Annotated in this window: 16 protein-coding genes and 1 pseudogene; 5 read left to right on the top strand and 12 right to left on the bottom strand. The window is 69.1% G+C overall.

What is annotated here, in order from left to right:
• The 3 genes from NRF20_RS13135 to NRF20_RS13145 form a co-directional block, all read right to left on the bottom strand.
• Nucleotides 1-318, bottom strand: coding sequence for a hypothetical protein (locus tag NRF20_RS13135; protein ID WP_413752613.1), 318 nt, complete (start codon nt 316-318; stop codon nt 1-3).
• 13 nt (nt 319-331) lie between these two features.
• Nucleotides 332-1,126, bottom strand: coding sequence for a hypothetical protein (locus tag NRF20_RS13140; RefSeq protein ID WP_413752614.1), 795 nt, complete (start codon nt 1,124-1,126; stop codon nt 332-334).
• Nucleotides 1,127-1,317: 191 nt separating this feature from the next.
• Entirely contained in the window at nt 1,318-2,034 is a 717-nt protein-coding gene (locus NRF20_RS13145; protein WP_413752615.1) for a hypothetical protein, read from the bottom strand.
• 1,053 nt (nt 2,035-3,087) lie between these two features.
• Here NRF20_RS13145 and NRF20_RS13150 point away from each other — a divergent pair.
• Nucleotides 3,088-3,432, top strand: coding sequence for a hypothetical protein (locus NRF20_RS13150; protein ID WP_413752616.1), 345 nt, complete (start codon nt 3,088-3,090; stop codon nt 3,430-3,432).
• Nucleotides 3,433-3,977: 545 nt separating this feature from the next.
• Here the strand turns inward: NRF20_RS13150 and NRF20_RS13155 are convergent.
• The 5 genes from NRF20_RS13155 to NRF20_RS13175 form a co-directional block, all read right to left on the bottom strand.
• On the bottom strand, nt 3,978-4,919 hold the full coding sequence (locus tag NRF20_RS13155; protein ID WP_413752617.1) for a DPP IV N-terminal domain-containing protein: 942 nt from the start codon (nt 4,917-4,919) through the stop codon (nt 3,978-3,980).
• 373 nt (nt 4,920-5,292) lie between these two features.
• Nucleotides 5,293-6,210 (bottom strand): DUF6086 family protein, encoded by a 918-nt coding sequence (locus NRF20_RS13160; RefSeq protein ID WP_398630247.1) that lies wholly within the window; start codon nt 6,208-6,210, stop codon nt 5,293-5,295.
• Nucleotides 6,211-6,446: 236 nt separating this feature from the next.
• Nucleotides 6,447-6,905 (bottom strand): hypothetical protein, encoded by a 459-nt coding sequence (locus tag NRF20_RS13165; RefSeq protein ID WP_398630248.1) that lies wholly within the window; start codon nt 6,903-6,905, stop codon nt 6,447-6,449.
• A gap of 4 nt (nt 6,906-6,909) precedes the next feature.
• Complete coding sequence (locus NRF20_RS13170) at nt 6,910-7,914, bottom strand: hypothetical protein (protein ID WP_413752618.1); 1,005 nt, start codon at nt 7,912-7,914, stop codon at nt 6,910-6,912.
• A gap of 153 nt (nt 7,915-8,067) precedes the next feature.
• Entirely contained in the window at nt 8,068-8,370 is a 303-nt protein-coding gene (locus tag NRF20_RS13175) for a hypothetical protein (RefSeq protein ID WP_398630250.1), read from the bottom strand.
• A 330-nt stretch (nt 8,371-8,700) separates the two neighbouring features.
• Here NRF20_RS13175 and NRF20_RS13180 point away from each other — a divergent pair, with 330 nt between their 5' ends.
• Together NRF20_RS13180 and NRF20_RS13185 are read left to right on the top strand one after the other, a co-directional pair.
• Nucleotides 8,701-9,189, top strand: coding sequence for an LGFP repeat-containing protein (locus NRF20_RS13180; RefSeq protein ID WP_398630251.1), 489 nt, complete (start codon nt 8,701-8,703; stop codon nt 9,187-9,189).
• 8 nt (nt 9,190-9,197) lie between these two features.
• Entirely contained in the window at nt 9,198-9,398 is a 201-nt protein-coding gene (locus tag NRF20_RS13185) for a hypothetical protein (protein WP_398630252.1), read from the top strand.
• 318 nt (nt 9,399-9,716) lie between these two features.
• Here NRF20_RS13185 and NRF20_RS13190 read toward each other — a convergent pair whose 3' ends face one another.
• The 4 genes from NRF20_RS13190 to NRF20_RS13205 all read right to left on the bottom strand — a co-directional run bounded on the left by NRF20_RS13190 (nt 9,717) and on the right by NRF20_RS13205 (nt 17,490).
• Nucleotides 9,717-11,507 (bottom strand): tyrosine-type recombinase/integrase, encoded by a 1,791-nt coding sequence (locus NRF20_RS13190; RefSeq protein ID WP_413752619.1) that lies wholly within the window; start codon nt 11,505-11,507, stop codon nt 9,717-9,719.
• A gap of 215 nt (nt 11,508-11,722) precedes the next feature.
• Entirely contained in the window at nt 11,723-13,168 is a 1,446-nt protein-coding gene (locus tag NRF20_RS13195; RefSeq protein WP_398630254.1) for an aldehyde dehydrogenase family protein, read from the bottom strand.
• 218 nt (nt 13,169-13,386) lie between these two features.
• The gene (locus NRF20_RS13200; protein WP_398630255.1) at nt 13,387-14,973 is read right to left on the bottom strand and encodes a PucR family transcriptional regulator; all 1,587 of its coding nucleotides are present in this window, start codon (nt 14,971-14,973) and stop codon (nt 13,387-13,389) included.
• A 123-nt stretch (nt 14,974-15,096) separates the two neighbouring features.
• Nucleotides 15,097-17,490, bottom strand: coding sequence for an ATP/GTP-binding protein (locus NRF20_RS13205; RefSeq protein ID WP_398630256.1), 2,394 nt, complete (start codon nt 17,488-17,490; stop codon nt 15,097-15,099).
• Between the two features lie 301 nt (nt 17,491-17,791).
• Here NRF20_RS13205 and gabT point away from each other — a divergent pair, with 301 nt between their 5' ends.
• On the top strand, nt 17,792-19,132 hold the full coding sequence (gene gabT / locus NRF20_RS13210) for a 4-aminobutyrate--2-oxoglutarate transaminase (protein ID WP_398630257.1): 1,341 nt from the start codon (nt 17,792-17,794) through the stop codon (nt 19,130-19,132).
• 148 nt (nt 19,133-19,280) lie between these two features.
• Nucleotides 19,281-19,505: pseudogene (locus tag NRF20_RS13215) on the top strand (phosphoesterase); the annotation flags it as partial.
• Between the last annotated feature and the right edge of the window lie 103 nt (nt 19,506-19,608).

Here is a 19,608-nt window from a genome sequence, read left to right on the forward strand (position 1 = left end):
TTACTTCCCCGTCTTCTGTGCGCTGCCCACGGTCGGGTGGGGCGGGTTGTACCCGGACATGCGGGCGGCGGTCTCCGGCGGGATGCCGGCGGCGATCAGGGCCTCGTAGTCCTGGCGCGCGCGTTCCTGCGCAGCCGCCTCCTCCTCTGCGGCCTTCTGGGCGTTCGCCGCCTCGATCGCGGCCACGCCCTCGGTGTACTCGGCCTCGGTGATCTCCACCGCGCCCTCAGGCGGCTCGATGGTGCCCTCGTAGCCGCCGTACGTCTGCGACGAGTACGAGCCGTCAGCGTGCCGGTAGAAATGTGTCTCTTCGTCCATGAGTCGGCTTTCCTCACACGCTGATGACAAGGGCCGTAATGGCCCACTGAATTCGGGTGTACTGAGCGCCGCCGGTGCCGCCGCCCATCGTGATGGGTAGCGGTTCGACCAGCGTTCCCCCTGCCGGGATGTTCCGCCGCCACACCCTGTTGACCTGGGTGTGCACTGCGCTCGCTGTCGACGAGCCGCGATTGACGAATGACTCCATGTCGTCCGTGTCGATTCCAGCGACCGCAGACGAATTGGCGGGCAACGTGAAATCCACGTCGATACTCGCGTCGACATAGGCGAGCGCGGGACGACACGTATCCGGGTTATTGATCGTCAGGCTCTTCGTGGTGACGACAACATCGACGCCTGCGGGCACCGCTGTCGCCGGGTATGACTGGTTCCCGTTGGTCGCCGCGTAAGTGACCTTGGTCCGGGGCTCAGACCGCAGCACCCCCGTGCTGTCGCAGTAAACCCCACCGGCCGTCGCGTCCACATCGCACGGGTGCGGCCATGCCATGGTCGCGGCCGTCACCGGGCTGCCGGTCGTTCCGTCGCCCGTCAGCCCGCACCCGGTCGCGACGGTGCCGCCTGTACCCCCGGCGACAACGAGGCCGTCGGGGCCGCACTTCAGGAGGTTTCCCGGGTTCGGGTCCAGGCGCGGCGACGCGATGAGCGGGGCCGCGGTGGTGCCGCCGCCGCTCAAGGTGATGCAGTTGCTGTCGGCGACTACGAGCGGCTTTGGCTTCGCTGAGATCACGACAGGGTTGGAGGGGCTACCGGCGCCGTCGACTTCGACGCCTTCGCCCGCGACGATCACGCACGAGCACCGGTCTGTGCCACACCCGCATCGGGCCACTGGACCACTCCAAAATGAGAGTTGGCCCGGCCCAGAACCAGCGGCATTGAGAGTCTATCCCGCGGCCCTTGGACCAACCTGATAAGCAGCACGCGCGGCCCCTGAGAGGTCGGCCAGTCGGCCATCTCCCGGATCGTACGAGGCATCCACCACTAACCCAGCAACTCGATGATCACGATGCCGGTCCCACCAGAAGCGCCGGTGTACCTTTTCCCGTCCGCAGAGAGAGCACCGCCCGCGCCGCCACCACGGCCGCGCGGCGCACTTCCGGACCCGGACGTGGTCCGCCCGTACCCGCCGAAACCGAGCCAGGAATCCCCGCCCATGCCAGCCATGCCGCGCACCCCCATACGCAGCGAGCCTTGACCAGGACCACCGCCACTCGTGACCTGCCCCGAACCGGCATTCGGCGCGACGACACCGTTGGACGTCGTGTTCGAGGTGCCGCTGGTCATGCCGTCCGTGCCGGGATTCCCACCAGCCGCAGTCACCGTCCCACCGAAAGAAGAAGCACCGCCTGCGGAGCCCGGATTGTTGCCGTCGCCTCCGGAGCCGCCCTCACCGACGACGGACTCCACATCGGCGAGTGCCCCGACCTCGATCACCGACTCCGAGTAGCCACCCCTGGACGCGCCAGGCCGGGCAATCAGCTGCTTCGCCTCCGCATCGGCCCCGGCCGAACCACCACCACCCGCCTGGACCTTGACCCGCACACGGGCCAGCCACGGGTAATCCGCTTTCCGGAACTTGTACGTTCCAGGCGTGCCGAACTGCACGACCTTCCGTAGGCCCATCGTGCCCGGGTTCAAGCAGAGTTCGCCGGTGTCATCGACATTGAAGTATTCGCCGCACGCGCAAACCGCAGCCATGACCCCTCCCATGGGGTTGCTGTGACGAGTCCGGCCCACAACCAGCGACTGCATCGAGCCTAAGGCAGACGCCATGCGGAAGATCCGTGCGGCACCAGGTAGAACATCGACACCCGGCCGGATCTCCGTGAAGCCTCCGGGCGTACGAACCTGGGACTTGACCCCGGATCCTGGACAGCCCCCGGCCGGGCCTCGGAGACACAGCACCGCGCGTTCGCCCACGCTGCCAGGGAGCGCCCTGGCGTCGTAGGGACGAGCCCGGCTCCGCCCAACGGCAATTTCCCTGAGCACCTGGAGCACTTCAGGTCCTCTGGCACGCGCCACAAACGGCAATGCCCCACCCGAGAGTGGGGCATTGCCGCTCTTTACCTTGGCTGCTGGGTGTAGTCGGCCGGCGCTGGGGAGGAGAGCTGCCCCTCCCTTACGGGCGCGAGCTTGCCGGCACGCGGATCAGCAATGTAGCCCTGCTGCCCTGTGGAGAACGGCACCACTCGGCCGTCTGGGCTTACGAACCCCAGAGCGACGTAGCGCCCTGTCTTGGGGTCCGCCTCATATGCCAGCGGCCAGCCGGCCGCTGCGGCCTCAGTTGCAGCGTGATCGGTATCCGTCGGGGTTGAGGCAACGACGGGAGTGGCGCCTGCTGCCATCCCTAAGACAGCGGCCGTAGCCACGATGTGATGCAGGAACTTCATGAGGACCTCGCGTCAGCGCTGGGAAATACCCCTAAGCATAGGGGGGCAAACCCGGTGGCCGCACAGCGACCGAAAGAGGCCGCCGCACCAAATAGTGGCCGAAAGTGATGATGTGATCACCTTACGTATGGCAAGTGCCGTAGGTAAGTTCAATCGCCGTGACGGCCGTGAGGGACACGGCCTGAGAAGTGGGGAATCTCCAGTGAAGCTACGTGGAACGGCAGTTGTAATAAGCGCCTTGGTCGCCGGAGGTCTCCTCTCGGGTACCGCGCAGGCGTCGACAGCGGACACGCCTGCTGACGTGAAGCCCTTGACGTGGGTTGGGCAGTCAGTGTCCAGCGAGTCCGCACCGGCGGGGAAGGTGGCTCACTACCAGGCCGATCCCGAGAAGGGGACCATCAAGTTCCTCGGCTTCATCGACCCCGAGCCCGAGATCACAACAACGATCGTGCAGCACAATCCCCCCCAGTCCGGAGACTGTGTCCTCTCCCCGTGGAGCACCCCGTATGCCGCGTACGGCTTCCGTGGAGCGGGCACGATGAACGGGACCTGGTCCAATCGCAAGCGAATCACTGGGGGCACGGAGCGATGCGCCGGCACCTTCCACGCACAGAGCGGAGGCCCCAGCTTCAACACCAACATCCTCGCTAATGGCGCCTTCGTCGACTTCACTTCTCCCGCCGTGGTCACACAGGTCCGCATCTGACCCCGCGTCCCGTGGCGCGCCGGGATTGCCCCTGCGCGCAGGAGCGCTGATTCAGCCGAGGTCAGGCTCCGCCGCCTGGTGGCCACAAGCTGGCCACACGCACTGATCCACAGTGGGATCACGTGGCGCACGGCGGGGCAGTCGGACAATCCAGAGGGGCTGCCGAGTATCTCGGCAGCCCCTCTGGCGTGCACAAGCCAGTCAATGTCCACGGCAGTGCGGCGGCGCCCAACTCCATGTATGCCGCCCCATGAACAGCCCAACGAGCGATCACCACGCAGGACACCGCTAGCTGCGTGCACTCGGCAGGATTCGAACCTGCAACCTTCTGATCCGTAGTTCTGTGTGGATCGGTCGCTGGCGGTCATACCGGTCGCGCTATGGGCGTAGGAGGACGCTACCGGACGTGATCGGTTTCTGGGGTTGCTGTACTTCACTGCTGTACCGCAGCCGGGCTCCGTCGCGCCCACTGTGCACCCCTTGGGCCCGCCGACCACGGGACGGCCGGCCGCGGGCACCACCCGGGCCCGCGGCCGGCGTTCCTGCTACCTGCTCAGCCAGTCGGTGGGGGTCACAGCCTGGTCCGTTAGGACCTGGAGGTTCTTTCCGTCGGCGGCGTCGACGACGTAGGTGCTGCGGGTGTAGTCGAAGTCGTCCATGGCGGAGAAGGCGATTTGGGTGCCATCGGGCGAGAAGACGGGGCCTTGGACGCTGCTGAGGGGGGTCGTCCAGCTGCTCTGCAGCTCGGTGACGGCGCCGGTCGCCACGTGGACGGCGTTCAGGCCGCTCTCGGTGACGTAGGCGATGCGCTGCCCGTCGGGGGACCAGTCGACGGGCGTGGACCGCGCGTTGCGAGCGGTGCTGATCTGGTGCACCTGCCGGGTGGCGATGTCCATGACCCAGACGTCCCTGCCGTACTCCCAGCCGTCGGCCGATTCGTACGTGGTGGTCCTCACGAAGGCGATGCTCTGGCCGTCGGGCGAGAAGGTGCCTGCGCCACCGGTTGTCGTGAGCACCTCCTGTCCCGTGCCGTCGCTCTTGATCCACTCCATACCGCGCGGGCTGTCGTAGACGATCCGCTTGCCGTCCGGGGACCAGTCGGGGTGCTCGACGTACGGGGCCTCATTGGTTTCGGGCGCGATACCCCGGACCAGAACGTGCTGGTCATTGCCATCGCCGTCGGCGACCACCAGGTTCCGGGCGTACATACAGCCTTCGGTCTGGGGAATGCAGGTGTCGTCGCGCTGGATGTACGCCACGGTGGAGCCCTTCGGGGAGAGGACGCCGTCCTCGGCGTTCTGCGCGAAGGTCCGGATGACGTCGCCGCTCACGGGGTCGAGCGAGACCAGAGCGGGAGAGCCGGAGGAATAGCCAGTGGCGGTGATCCGGCCGGCCGCCGTCCCCTGCTCCGCCGCGGCGGTCCCTGCTGTCGGCAGACCAGCAGCGACGACGATCCCTACGGCCAGCACGACGCGTTTGAAAAGCACTTGAGCCCTCCTAGGGCAACCGGAGTTTCCGGCCCCCTGTACAAGAGCGCAACCGGATCAAGAAACGTCACAGGGGCGGCGTCAGGCACGTCAGCCCCTGGACTACCACCTCCGCTTGGGAAGCTGCAGTGATCAAGGGCCGGTGTTACGGCTGAGCTGGGCGAACGGCCGGTTCGCGGCCTCGGAGCGTGCCGTAATTCCAGGCTGTTCCCCGCTCGTTCTGGCGCGGAAGTGGTGCACGGACCTCTTCGTCCCGAAGCAACTAGGGTGGGCGCTCGGCCTTGGGTCCGGGGCGGTCTGAGCTGCTGCGATGATCCTTCGGCGTGCGTGGACGTCCGTAGCAATCCGCCTGCGTTGTCACGCAGTTAGACACTCACTTCGTCAGGCCTGGTTGCTCATCACTGTCGCTGGGCGCTGGGCCGTCGAGGATCCCAAAACGTTTCCGCACTTGGTCGTCCAGCTTGCCTTCCTCCAAGTCGCCAAGGGCGGCCGCGTATCCGGCCAGGGCCGCCTCGTGGACGAGGCCATGGAAGTCGACAGGGATCATTTCGTAGATGACAGAGCAGATGTTCTGGGCGGCATCGTGCGCCGACCGGTAGTGAGGGTCGCAGACTCCATCGCCCAAGACACGGACTAGGTCGCGTATCTCTTTCCTCTGGTCGTCGGTCACGTCGAGCTCACTACCCTCCAGTCGTCGTCGACAACCGCCAGCGGAGCTGGTCCGTTCTGCGTCTGCCGGTCCCCGCTCGAACTGGTGCAGTTGGACGCGGGGCGCCGGTACTTGGGGGCCTTCTGATCCGTAGCTCTCGCCGGATCGGTCAACGACGGCCATACCGGCCGCTACGGGACCCGGGAGGGACGCTACCGGACGCGGGCGGTTGCTGAGGTTGCGGTACTGCGCTGCTGTACTGCTGTACTGCCTCCAGTTTGGAGCCCCCATGGAGCGTCCGAAAGAGGCCATGTCGCTTCGAAGCGCATCCTCGTGTTCGGCGCTCAGTGCGATGGAAGACCCCGCCATGTCCAGGAGAACGAGCGATGTGACCAGCAGGCCGCGCCACAGTCCCTGCAGCACCGCGCTGTTGGTCCGAGAGTAGGAGTCGTACAGCCCTTCCACGAACGCCTGGAACGTCGGCAGCTCTATGTCACAGCCGCCTAGCCGGTCGTTGTGTGTCAATCCGGTCGGCATCTGGATGTGCTCCGCTGCGCCCTGCGCAAGGGAGAAGTAGAGCCGACCGCTTTGGGAGCCCGCATCCCAAAGCGTCTCGTCTTCCAGTTCGTAGGGGTAGCTCAATCCGGTAACTCCACATTTTCATAACGGCGGCAGAGACGCAGGTGAGGCAGGTCACTGGCCTGTGACGATAGTCGTAGGGGACCGTCACTGTCTGCCCTCGTCCGTCGACGTTGATGTCAGTGACGGATGTCAGCCTCGCCGCGCCACCTGCCCCACGACCTTTACCCACCACCCTCCCCAGCTCCCATCCCGTCCGCCTTCGACCCACACACCGTGGAGCGGTCGTGGTTCAGGGCTTAGCCTCGATCCGCCAAAGTTGCGGTGAGGTGGACGTCCACGCCGGCAGCGGGGACGGCGGGCAGCAGCCCCAGGCCGAGAACCGGCCGGGTACGCCACATCCGCACCACGACGGATGCCGCCGTGACCTCTTCCACAGTGACGGTGAGCGGCCCACGCTCGCCATGCCCTGGGTCGACAGCAACAGCGCCGACAACAGGGGGCACCGGCAACGGGGGGTCGAACGTCCAGGTGGCGCGCCCGTGCCGGTCGCTGACGGCGACCGTCGCGGCCGGGACCGGACCAGGTGGGCCCGGCTCCCCCTGGGGACCTCGCTCGCCGGTCTCGCCCCTCGGGCCGGGCTCAGGGCTGGGCTTGGGTTGATGCTCGATGCTCCGGGTACGCCGGTCGAGGTCCCGCAGGACGCCGGCGAGCGGATTGTCCGGGGAGCGCCTCGGCGCGGAGCCGCGGAGTACCACGTCGTCACACCCCCGCCGGGGTGAGCTGCACCGACACTGTCTCGCCGCTGCTGTCCTCTTTCACCTTCACCGCGGCGATCTTGAGGCTCTGGGAAATGGTGCGGCAGGTCTGGGTGGTGGTGACATCCACACACCACCCGGGCACGAGGGCCGACACGTCCACACCCGCATCCGGAGCCAAGGTGGCCTCCTGGGAGTCGATGAACACCGGGGCCGGAGACGAAGCTGCAAGGCGTGAACGGGCCGCGGCCTCCGCGGAGATGTCGTCCAGGATCGACGTCTCCTCCGCGACCCGCTCCAACAGCCCGTAGTAGGGGTGGATCCCGCCGGCCTCCCCCTTGATCGCGTCCTTGCCGTGGATGACCCATCGTGTGGCGAGCGCGAGGCCGTCCTCCGCGACGACGAGCGGACTGCTGAAGTCCGTGTCGGCCAGGGAGCCGACGCGGGCGTAATGGTCCTCGGGCAGGATGATGATCGCGGACCCCAGGGCGGTGTAGTCGATGCCGGTCGCGGCGAGATCCCTCAGGTGGTCACCGGTCTGCCCCACATCGGTCTGGTAGGAGCGGTCACCACGGATACGGGACGGGCCAATGATTTGCACCGTGTGGCCCGGGTCGTCCGGGGCGAAGCCGTCGTCGATGAGCCAGGCCGCGATCTCCGTAAGCTCGTGGGCCACGAAAGCCTGGTCGTTGTGGGGCACTCGTCTGTCCAGCCATCCAAGTACGTCGACGGCGCTGATCTCCACACCGTCGGCCGCCCACTCCGGTGCGGTGATCGGCCCCTCCCACACGGGTTTGGTGTCCCGGTAGATCGCGAGCTTGTGGCGCCAGGAGCGGACGCGGGAGAGGCTGGCACAGCAGTCCGCGTCCGGGGCGACGAGGACGCGGGCGGTCGAGATGTCGTCGAGCGTCCGGGACCATTCGACTTCCAGGAGGACGTCGGCCGTGGAGACCACGGCTCCGTCCCGGTCGATGATCTGCGCCGTATGCGACGCGCAGCCAGCTGCCACAGCAACCCCCAGGGTGATGGTGGTGCCCGGCCCAGAACCAGCAGCGCCTGCGAGCCTACCGAGTCGGCCGCTTCCTGCCCGACCCCTGGTGCCAGCAGCACCTGCCGCCTCTGGTCCTGGGTGCAGGCGGGACCAGAGGCGGCAGGTGCCCTGTCAGACGGTGGTGGCCACCCAGCCGACGGTCTCGGTCGCGTGCTGGCCGTCGCTGCGGACGTTGGCGTTGACGTTGACCTCGTTGAAACGGATCAGGAATCCCTCGGGGGTGACGTCATGGAGGCGGATGCCGGGCGTCTCCGGGCCGTTGAACGTCTGGGTCTGAGCCAGCACGATCACCTGGGATCCGCTGGGAAATCGGGCGGGGAAGTCGACGCGGGTGAAAGTGGAAGTGTTCCCCCCACGCGTCTCGATGGGCTGGTTCGACGACAGGTCGACCTTTCCAGTCTGGACCATGGACATGTGTGACTCCTTGCGGCTTGGGATTGCCAACGCCACCGACGGCGGCCGCAGGGGGCATTCCCTGGGTGGTATTCACCCATTCGCCCGTCACTCCATCTGATGATCGCTAATCAGCCAATGCGAGTGCATTCGACCCAAACACGTACTGACACCTGAAGTCGGCCCTCTTCTCCCGAAGCTGCCGCGAGGTGACAAGTAGCTCTCCGTAGCGGACGTGGGGTGTGCTTGTCAGCGTTTTCGATCTTCTGGGCTAATCGAGGGCCGTTTCCATCTGTCGAATCGCCTCGTTGGCCCGTAAGGCAGTTCCAATCCAAGGAAGGTGACGATGTCATGCATTTCGGAACAACCCTCCAGCGAGGAATTCGAAGCCGGATCGGCGTACTGACCGCCCTAGCCCTGCTGACCGGCCTCAGCATCACAGTCACACCAACCGCACAAGCCGACCCCAGCGACCCCTACTGCGGACACGAAGTCGTAGGAGACATCGAGAAAAGGTACACCGAGATGAAAGGCCGTACCGGGCCACTCGGATGCCCCCTCACCGACGAACTGGTCAACCCCGACGGAGTCGGCCGACGAACCCAGTTCGAACACGGGACGATCTACTGGTCCCCCCGCACCGGAGCATGGCCCGTCTGGGGAGGAATCGGTGAATACTGGTGCAGCGACGGGTGTGAGCAAGGGCCGATGGGTTACCCCACCTCCTACGAACACGAGGTCGGCAACGAAATCCAGCAACGCTTCCAATGCGCAGTGATCCACTGGAAGCGAGCTTCTGGAACCGCAACCCAAGCCTGGAGAGTCAACACCTGCGTCTGACCAGGTAGTTGAAAGGCCCTCGGGTCACCGGGGGCCTTTTCGTCATCGATGCCACCCGCATCGGGCACCGACTCCTCGGCCTCTGCCCGGCCCTCGACGGCGCCGCGGCGGTCCCGGCCCAGCGCAAGGCCCGCCGCGAGTACGAGAACCGCGTCAACCTGCATGCCCCCACTACGGACCTCGGCAGTCAGTCACGCTCCGCTACATGACGGGTAACGGCAGCTTCACGAGTACAGGGCCGGCCAGTAATGCGCCACACTTTGGGGGACCGGTAGCGCGCAGTCGCGCGAAGCCACACCCCCGGGTGCTAGCTCGCGCCCCGAGCGCCCACCGGAGGCCGCACCCATCAAGGCGGCCCTTGCTCCCGCATGTCCGCGCGCAGCGCGGCGAGCTGGGCCGGCATCAGTGATGCGCGCTGGCGTCAGATCGACCGCCGATACCCCGAAACGGGAAAAGCCCCCAACAGCCGACAGATGAATGAAAAAAAGGGGCCCCGGAATCCGGGGCCCCTTCAACGTGCTAGACCGTCAGGTCGTGGCCTCCTGGCCGTTCCCCGTCCTGGCCGACGGGATGAGCCCGCAGATCCGTAGCGCCTCCGCTCGGGCATTCGCGAACGCCGCGTGGACGGTGTCCTCATCCCTCCCCCAGGCCCGAGCAACTGTCCGCGCCTCCGGGCCAATAGGCCGCTCAACGGCCGAGTGCGAAAGCTCCTCGGTATAGAGGTCCTCGAAGTCCCACCGCCACGAGCCGCGCAGTTCTGCCGCACTCGGATTCGTTACGACCTCGGACCCGTCCTGGGCATACACGGCTGGCCCCGCCTCCCACACCCAGGCACGACGCGGCGTCTGGGTACGCACGGACTTCAGCGCGCTGTCCGCGCTGGCCCCATCACCGACGGAGCCGATCCACCCCTCGCTCGTCATCTTCTCGACGTGCACCGAGCCGCCGCGCTCACGCACCCAGCGCTCCGCCGTCCCCTCGGCATCGTCCGAATCCCAGAAGGCGACCCGCTGCGAACCGATGTGGGCGACGTATACCGTGCGCGCCCCGTCATGCCCGCGGTTGTTCTCCTGCGACGCAGCACGAGCGGGCGGCGTGAACCCCATGACCCGATCGATCGTCACCAGAGCGGCCGTGTGCGCCGTCTCCAGCAGATGCCCGTACCGGTCGGATGTGGTCTTGATCGACTCGTGCCCCAGGCGCCGCTGCACGTAGGTCAAGCTGTGCCTGTCCGACAGCAGCGCCGCAACGTGCGAGTGCCTCAGATCATGGAATGTGGGGAACTTCCAAGTCGGCATCACCCCCCGCTTCTTGGCCTCAGCAACCCCCGCCATCCACCGGTCGTAGAACGTCGAGTACGGGAGCCGGCCGCCACTGCCGTCATGGAAGAGCAGATCGTCCTTCCCCATCGTGGCGAGGCCGTAGTCGAGGAGCTCTTGCCACAGCCCGGCCGTGAACTCGACCGTCCGCCGCCCCGCCTTCGACTTCGGCGGTCCCAGGTACCACTCCTCGCCCGGCACCCGCTTCCACGCCCGGGTGACGCGCAGCTCGTACTCGCCGGGCCGGGGGTTGCGGGCATGCCGCGCCGCGAGCGCGCTGATCTCGCCCCACCGCAGTCCGCTCCCGTACGCCGTCCGCACGAGCATCCGATCACTGGGGCGGGGGAAGCACTCGACGAGGCCGGCGGCCTCTTCAGGAGTCATGAACTCCATGTCGTCACTCGACTCGTCGTCGCTGATGCCCCAGTCGTCATTGCTTGGGAACCGGGTCAGGTCACACGGGTTGCGGTCTCGAAGCGGCGGCTCGGCGACTACGGCCTCCTTCAGGACCGACGACAGCAGCCCGTGCAGACCCCGCAGCGTCTCTGGCGACATGTCCTTGATCTTCGACCCGCGCTTGACCTTCGTCTTCAGCATCTTGTTGACCCACGCGCCGATCGTGGCCTTGCTGAAGTGCTCGGCGGAGCGGATGTCGCAGTTGCCGAAGGTCGGGAACATGTACATCTCCAGCGCGCGGATGCGCTGTTGCTTGTAGCGCTTGCTCGCGGTGCGGTTCTCGACGGACTCAACGGCCCAGCGGTCGAAGCGGAATCGCAGCTCATCCGCAGCCGTCGGGTCGATGTACCCCTTGCCCTTCACCCAGCCGGGGGGCCAGTGCTGCCCGGCCTCGTCAACGGCATCCTTGAAGACCTTTGCCGAATCCTCGTCGTCGAAGCGTTCGGCCTCCTGCTCACCGGTCCTCACACCGCCTTCGCGCCACCTCACCTGGTAGCTGGAGACCTCCCCAGCCCTGTTCCTACGCGCAACAAGGTTCGCCATGTGCGGAGATTAGCGGCTCGTGCTCCCACGGTGCTCCCACTACCCCATCTGAACCAGCCAAGATCCGACCATCACCACAGGTCAGGGTGCAGATACGCAGAAACGGCCGGAGCCCCCGCACAGTGGGCTCCGGCCGTTCATCTGCCGCCTGCTGTCGTGCTGTCCAGGCGGATCACAGGCGGCGCTGGTGGATCGGTTCGATCCTGTTCGCGGACCTACAGGGCGAGGCCGGTGAGGACCAGCACACGCTCGTAGGTGTAGTCGTCCATGGCGTAGCGGACGCCCTCACGGCCGACGCCGGACTGCTTGGCGCCGCCGTACGGCATCTGGTCCGCGCGGTAGGAGGGGACGTCGCCAATGATCACGCCGCCGACCTCAAGGGCGCGGTGGGCGCGGAAGGCGGTCTGCAGGTCGTGCGTGAACACACCTGCCTGCAGGCCGTACTTGGAGGAGTTGACGGCTGCGAAGGCCTCGGCCTCGCCGTCCACCTTCTGCACGGACAGCACCGGCCCGAAGACCTCCTCGGAGAAGAGGGTGACGTTGTCCGGGAGCTCGGCGAGCACGGTCGGCGCGTAGGTGGCACCGTCCCGCTTGCCGCCGGTGAGCAGCTGGGCGCCGGCCTGTACGGCCTCGTCGACCCAGGACTCGACGCGCTTGGCGGCGTCCTCGTTGACCAGCGGGCCGACGTCGGTGGTGGCGTCGGACGGGTCGCCGGTGACCTGGGCCTCGACGGCCGCGACGATCTTCGGGAGGAGCCGGTCGTAGACCGCGGCGTCCGCGATGACGCGCTGCACCGAGATGCAGGACTGGCCGCCCTGGTAGTTGGAGAAGGTCGCGATACGGGTCGCGGCCCAGTCCAGGTCCTCGTCGGAGGCATAGTCGCCGAGGACGACCGCGGCGCCGTTGCCGCCGAGCTCCAGGGTGCAGTGCTTGCGCGGCACCGACTCCATGATCGAGTAGCCGACCGGGGCGGACCCGGTGAAGGAGATCACGGGCAGCCGCTCGTCCTGGACGAGGGCGGGCATCCGGTCGTTGGGGACCGTCAGCACGGACCACGAACCGGCCGGCAGGTCGGTCTCGGCCAGCAGCTCGCCCAGGATCAGCGACGAGATCGGGGTGGCCGGGGCGGGCTTCAGGATGATCGGGGCACCGACGGCGATGGCCGGGGCCACCTTGTGGGCGCTCAGGTTCAACGGGAAGTTGAACGGCGCGATGCCGAGGACCGTGCCGCGCGGGAAGCGCCGGGTCAGGCCGAGACGGCCGGTGCCACCGGCGTCGGTGTCGAGGCGCTGGGCGTCACCGCTGTTGAAGCGGCGGGCCTCCTCGGAGGCGAACCGGAACACGGAGACGGCACGACCGACCTCGCCACGCGCCCACTTGATGGGCTTGCCGTTCTCGGCGGAGATCAGCTGGGCGATCTCCTCCGTGCGCTCCACCAGGCGCCGTACGACGTGATCGAGCGCGGCGGCCCGGACGTGGGCCGGGGTCGCGGCGAACTCCTCGCGCACGGCGTGCGCGGCCGCGACGGCCTCCTCGATCTGGGCGTCGGTCGGCACGCTGACGGTGCCGACGAGACGGCCGTCCCAGGGGTTGGTGACGTCGAAGCTGTCCTCGCCGGTGGCCTGGCGGCCGGCGAGCCAGAAGGCGTGGGTGGAAGTCATGGAGGTTCCGGCCCTTCGGAGTCGTGGGGTGTGTTGCCCCCACCGTAGGGCCGAACGGCCGACCTGGCGTTTGTCCGGCGTGGAGCAGAGCACGACGGGTACACGCCGCTTTGTCGGATGCGTCGGCGCGAGCGGGGGCGCATGGCCTTCCGGCAGCCGCTGAGACACCGGCGCCGACGGGGAGCTCGTTGCCCTTCCGCCGACGGCAACGGCAACCGCTACGGCTCCGGCGTCGACGGGGAGCTCGTGGCCTTCAGTGCCAGCCACAGCTCCATCCGGACGTCCGGATCGTCCAGTGAACGGCCCAGGATCTCCTCCACCCGGCGCATCCGGTAGCGCAGGGTGTGGCGGTGCACGCCCAGGTCCGCCGCTGCCGCGTCCCACTGGCCGTGGCGGGAGAGCCAGGCCCGCAGCGAGGCGACCAGGTCGCCGCGGCCCTTGGCATCGTGTTCGTGCAGGGCACGGAGCATTCCGTCGGCGAAGGCCCGTACGGCGTCGTCCGCCAGCAGCGGCAGCACCGAGCCGGCCGCCAGCTCCTCGTGCTCGACCAGTGCCCTGCCCCGGCGGCGGGCCACCGACAGGGCCTGCTCCGCCTGCTTGTACGCGGCGGAGACAGCGATGGGGCCCGCTGGTGCGGACAGGCCGACGACCACGTGACCCTCCTCCTCCGCCGCCGGTTCGCGCGGGGGCCGCGCCTCCCGGGCCTCCTGGGCCTCCGCGTACGCCGCGCAGGCCGCGACCGCCGCTCCGCCGTCCGCGGCCAGGACGACGAGCCGTTCGCCCTCGGGCACGGCCAGCAGGGTCTCGCCGGTCCGGAAGGCCGCCGCCTCCATCGCCTCGCCGAGCGGGGCCGTTGTCGAGGGGGCGGACGCCTCCGCGATGAGCAGCCGGAACGGGGCGTCGAGCAGACCGCCGTACAGATCCCCGGCGACGGCCCGTGCGTGGTCCGGCTGGCCGGCGAGCAACATGCGCAGCACCGCCGCGCCCAGTCGCTGCTCCGCGCCCTGGAGGGACCGGGAGCGGGCGGTGGTCAGGGTCAGCAGCGCGACCGCCGAGTGCACGGCGTACCGCTCGGCGGTGCCCAGTGCCGCGCCGGTACCGACGGCCAGCGCGCCCCGGACCCGGCGGCCGGTGCCCAGGGACTGGAGCTCGACCCGGTCGTCGGTGTCGCCGACGACCATGCTGGCCGGGGCGGGGCGCTCCCGCAGCCGTTCCACATCGGGGGTGAGCCGGGCGGCCCGGCGTGCGGCCCAGTCGGGGGCCGCGGCGACAACCGCGCCGGAGGCGTCGTACAGCGCCGCCCAGCCGTCGACGTGCGCGGCGAGACGGGTGAGGATTTCGCCGGGGCCGTCGCCCGCGAGTGCCGCCTTCGTCAGCTCCCGCTGGGCCTCGAACCCCGCTGTCACCGCCCGGTACTGATCTGCGGCGATCTCCGACGACACGGCCTTGGCGATGGCGAGGAACGGGGTGCGGCGCGGCACTTCGAGAAGCGGCAGTCCCGATTCCTCGGCGGCGTCGATCAGAGCCTGCGGTACGTCGTCGTAGTGGACGCCGACGGCGAAGCCCAGCCCGACGACTCCGGCCCCGGCCAGCCGCCGCACGTACCGCCGCATCGCCTCGGGATTCTCGGCGTCGAGGTTGGTGGCGGTGACGAGCAGGAGCTCGCCGCCCTCCATGTACGGGACGGGGTCGGTCAGCTCGCTGGCGTGCGCCCAGCGGACGGGCGCGTCGAGCCGGTCCGCCCCCGCACGCACCGTGAGTTTGAGTGCCGAATGCTGGACGAGCGAGGCGAGAGTGGGGGGCATGGGGACCGCGGGACCTCAGGGAGTCGATTTTCGCCGTCCCGTATGAACGGCTCCCACCGATTCTGCCAGGGCGGCAGGGTCCGCCGTAACCGCTCCGGCGCCACGGGCCACCCTGCGTACCGCTCAGCCGTTCAGATCCACCAGCAGGGGCGGCGCGTGCTCCCCCCGTACCGTCGTCAGGGAGAGCACCGCGTGTCCGGCCGGTACCCGGTGGGCCAGTTCGGAGGCCGACCAGCGTTCCCGCTCGACCTGGCGCACGGTCACCGCGTCCGTGGTGACCGCCTTGCCGGTGACCAGTTTGCGGAAGGCGTGGATGGCCCGGGTCATCGGCTGGTCGGCGAAGACGGTGCGCTGGGTGACGTCGCGGGTCTCGACCCACTCCGTTCCCCAGGCCTCGGCGAACTTCTTCCCGTCCCACGTCGTGATTCCGGAGAACGCCATCCGGCAGCCGACCGCACCGAGCAGCGCCGTGTGCAGTTGGTCCGGTACGTCGTCGAGGGTGCGCAGGGTGAGTACGGCCCCGGCGTGCGCGGAGCGCAGCCGCTGGATTCCGCGGACGGTGTCGGGGGTCAGGGTGTGGGTCGCGTCGTCGAGGACCAGACAGGCGAAGAGGGAACGGTCGGTACGGGCCGCGGCGCTCGCGGTGAACTGGGCGAGTACCAGACGTGCCAGTAGCCGGGACGCCTCGGCATGGCCGCGTTCGGGCAGATCGATACGGACCCGGAGCGGGTGTTCCAGGGCGCGCAGCGAGAAGGGGCGGGCCTTGCCCGTGGTGTCGAAGAACTCGGTGAAGGCGGGCCGGTCGAGCAGGGCGACGCGGTCGGCGAGAGCCGGGCCCGGGTCGCCGGGCGCACCGGACTGGCGGGCGCGGCCGTCGAGCTCGCGCTGCATGCCGGGGTGTCCCGTCGCGTCGAGCGCCTCCCGCAGGGCGGCGAGGGCACCGGGCACACCGTCCAGGAGTTCCCGCAGCTCCGGTACGGAGGGGAAACGGCCGTGGGCGGCCCGGAAGGGGCCGAGGAGCTGGGCGAGGGCCGTGGCGGCGCGTCTGCTGTCCACCTCGGGGAGGTCACCGACCAGGCCGTCGGCGAGGACGGTCGCGGCCTCGTCCGGGTCGGTGGTGCCGCCGTACAGATCGAGATCGTGCACGGATGACGGGTCGCCGACCTTGATGACGACGTCGAACCCCTGGTCGCCGCCGAGTTGGGTACCGGCGGCGCACACGGCGACGACGGCGGCCTGTCCGGCGAGCGCCTGCAGTGCGAGGGATTCGACGACGGGCCGGATCAGTGCCCGGCTCTTGCCCGCGCCGGGCGGGCCGACGGCGAGCAGGGACGTGCCCAGCAGCCCGGGATCGAGGGCGATGCCGCTGCCGCGGCGGGCGTACGGGTTGCGCTCGCCGTCCTCGACGGTGCCGAGCCTGACCTGCTGGACCAGCAGATCGTGCCGGGCGGCGCGGACCGGGAGGTCACGTGCGCCGGAGGGGTGGGTGCAGGCGGCGGAGCCGTTGCGCAGCACGGTGTCGGTGAAGGCGGAGAGCCTGGAGTGGTCGGCGCGCACGGACGTCCAGGCGCGGCGGATGCGGGCGTAGTCGACATCGTTCATCCGTCCGGACCGGGTTTCCCCGGCGAGCGCGGCGGCGGCCTGGTGCTGTCCGGCGGCGCGGAGATCCGGCCATTCGGCCGGGTCCTCCTCGCTGCCTTCGACGATGGCGTCCGCACCGCCGGGCGTGTGCGGCTTCGCCGGGTCGCGGCCGTCCCGGCCCGGTGCCTGCTGCGGGGACCCGCCGCGGCGCCACGCCTCGGTCCAGCGCCCCAGCCTGGCGAACGGCCACACGATCACGAGGGTGAGCACGATGTACAGCCCGTAGCTGACCACCGGGGACATCGGCTGGTCGGGGCCCAGCCAGGAGCCGGGAACCAGGCCGAAGGCCAGCCCCATCCCCGGCACGGTCCCGTTCCAGACCAGGATCCAGACCAGCAGCGCACCGATCGCCGCACCGCCCGCCCGTGCGGCGGCTCCCCTGGCGGCGACGCACCGCTCGAAGGCGGCCGGCCAGTTGCCCAGACGGCCGAATCCGTAGACGAGGCCCCCGATGATCAGCAGACGGTAGATGTCGAGTGCACGGACCGCGCCCCGGGTCTGCGGCTCGTCGCCGAACGGCCCCCACCAGTCGCCGGGGGTGAAGAGCTTCAGCGGAACCCGCCAGTACGGGATGTAGTTGTTGCGCCAGAGCGACCAGACGAGGATGCAGGCCAGCAGCGAGATCACCGCGCCGCTCACCAGCGTGCGGTCCGGGGTGCGTTCCTTCTCCTCGGCGGGCCGGGGGGCATGGCCGAGCCGCCAGACACCTGGTTCCGCGGCGGGCCTCGGAGTGCGGAGCCAGTCCCCGAGGGAGGGGCCGGAGGCGGGGGCGTAGCCCGGCCTGGGCGGCAGTTCGGGCGGTGGCGGGCCGGCCGGGCGCGGCACCGGATGACCGGAGCGGGTGCCGCGTGAGTCGTACGTGCCCTCGGTGTCCATGTGCTGTCCCTCGTCCCCTGACCAGCGCCGACCGGTAACTCCGGGCGCGGGCGCCCGAAGTCATCAATCTAGTGCCCCGCACCACCCCGTCAGACGCGGTCCGGCGGGAAGTCTTCGCCCGTGCCCCGGGGCCCTTCGTCCCGCCCGCGCACCGCCGCAGCCCGGCCCCCGCACCCCGTCGCTATGTCCGTGAAGGACAACCGCGTACGGCCACCACTCCCGAACGGAACATGCCGGACCCCGGGTCTCGCCCATAGCCTGCAGAAAGAGAAGCGTCCGAAACACCCCACAGGAGCCCCTCATGACCGCAATTCCGCAGGAGCGCCGCGTCGTCACTGCCATTCCCGGCCCGAAGTCGGTGGAGCTGCAGGCCCGCCGTCTCGCGACGGTGGCCGCAGGTGTGGGCTCCACCCTGCCGGTGTTCACCGCCCGCGCCGGTGGCGGGATCATCGAGGACGTGGACGGCAACCGTCTGATCGACCTCGGTTCCGGCATCGCCGTGACGTCGGTCGGCGCCTCCGCCGAGGCCGTCGTACGCCGTGCGTCCGCGCAGCTCGCCGACTTCACCCACACCTGTTTCATGGTCACGCCGTACGAGGGGTACGTCGAGGTCTGTGAGCAGCTCGCCGAGCTGACGCCGGGCGACCACGCCAAGAAGTCCGCGCTGTTCAACTCGGGCGCCGAGGCCGTCGAGAACGCCGTGAAGATCGCCCGCGCCTACACCAAGCGCACCGCGGTCGTCGTCTTCGACCACGGCTACCACGGCCGCACCAACCTCACGATGGCGCTGACCGCCAAGAACATGCCGTACAAGCAGGGCTTCGGCCCGTTCGCACCCGAGGTCTACCGGGTGCCGGTGGCGTACGGCTACCGCTGGCCGACCGGTGCCGAGAACGCCGGCGCCGAGGCGTCCGCCCAGGCCATCGACCAGATCACCAAGCAGATCGGCGCGGACAACGTCGCCGCGATCATCATCGAGCCGGTGCTCGGCGAGGGCGGCTTCATCGAGCCGGCCAAGGGCTTCCTCCCGGCGATCGCGCAGTTCGCCAAGGACAACGGCATCGTCTTCGTCGCCGACGAGATCCAGTCCGGCTTCTGCCGCACCGGTCAGTGGTTCGCCTGCGAGGACGAGGGCATCGTCCCCGACCTGATCACCACCGCCAAGGGCATCGCGGGCGGTCTGCCGCTCTCCGCCGTGACCGGCCGCGCCGAGATCATGGACGCCGCCCACGCCGGTGGCCTCGGCGGCACCTACGGCGGAAACCCGGTGGCCTGCGCGGGCGCGCTCGGTGCCATCGAGACGATGCGCGAGCTGGACCTGAACGGTAAGGCGAAGCGCATCGAGGAGGTCATGAAGGGCCGCCTCGCCGAGATGCAGGCGAAGCTGCCGAACGGCGATGTCATCGGTGACATCCGCGGCCGCGGCGCGATGGTCGCGATCGAGCTGGTGAAGTCCGGCACGAAGGACCCGAACCCGGAGGCCACCGCGAAGCTCGCCAAGGCCTGCCACGCGGAGGGCGTGCTGGTCCTGACCTGTGGCACGTACGGCAACGTCCTGCGCTTCCTGCCGCCGCTGGTGATCGGCGAGGACCTGCTGAACGAGGCTCTCGACGTCATCGAGCAGGCTTTCGGCCAGATCTGACCTGTGCGAACCCCGGCGGTGACGGAAGGCGTTTTCGCCGGGGATGCAGGGGGCCCGCGTGAGGGCCTGTGAAGAACGTGTGGGGGGCCGATGGCGGGATCCGTTTCCGTCTGTCGGTCCCCCGTCGCCTGCCGTACGGTCTCTGCAGATGAGAGAAACACCCCGCCCGCAGGGGACTGCCGGCGACGCCGGGCCGGAGCTTCCCCAGCACCGTCCTGGCCGTGCCTTCGCGCACACCACTGGAGCCTCTGGCTCCGGAACTCCTCACCGATCGGATGGCCGCTCGCCCCAAACCCCCCGGGGCGCGCGGCAAACCGATCCGACCGGCCGCCCCGGAACCACCCCCCCTGTTCCCGGGCGGCCGGCTCCTCTCCCGCCCCTTGCGTCGGCGCCTCGACACCCCGGCTCGCTCAAGCCGTCCCGTTCCCTCCGGCGGCTCTCGCTGCCGTACGGGTGGGGATCAACCGTTCACAGGC

The organism is Streptomyces sp. R-74717 (assembly GCF_047305335.1).
Taxonomy (GTDB): domain Bacteria; phylum Actinomycetota; class Actinomycetes; order Streptomycetales; family Streptomycetaceae; genus Streptomyces; species Streptomyces atratus.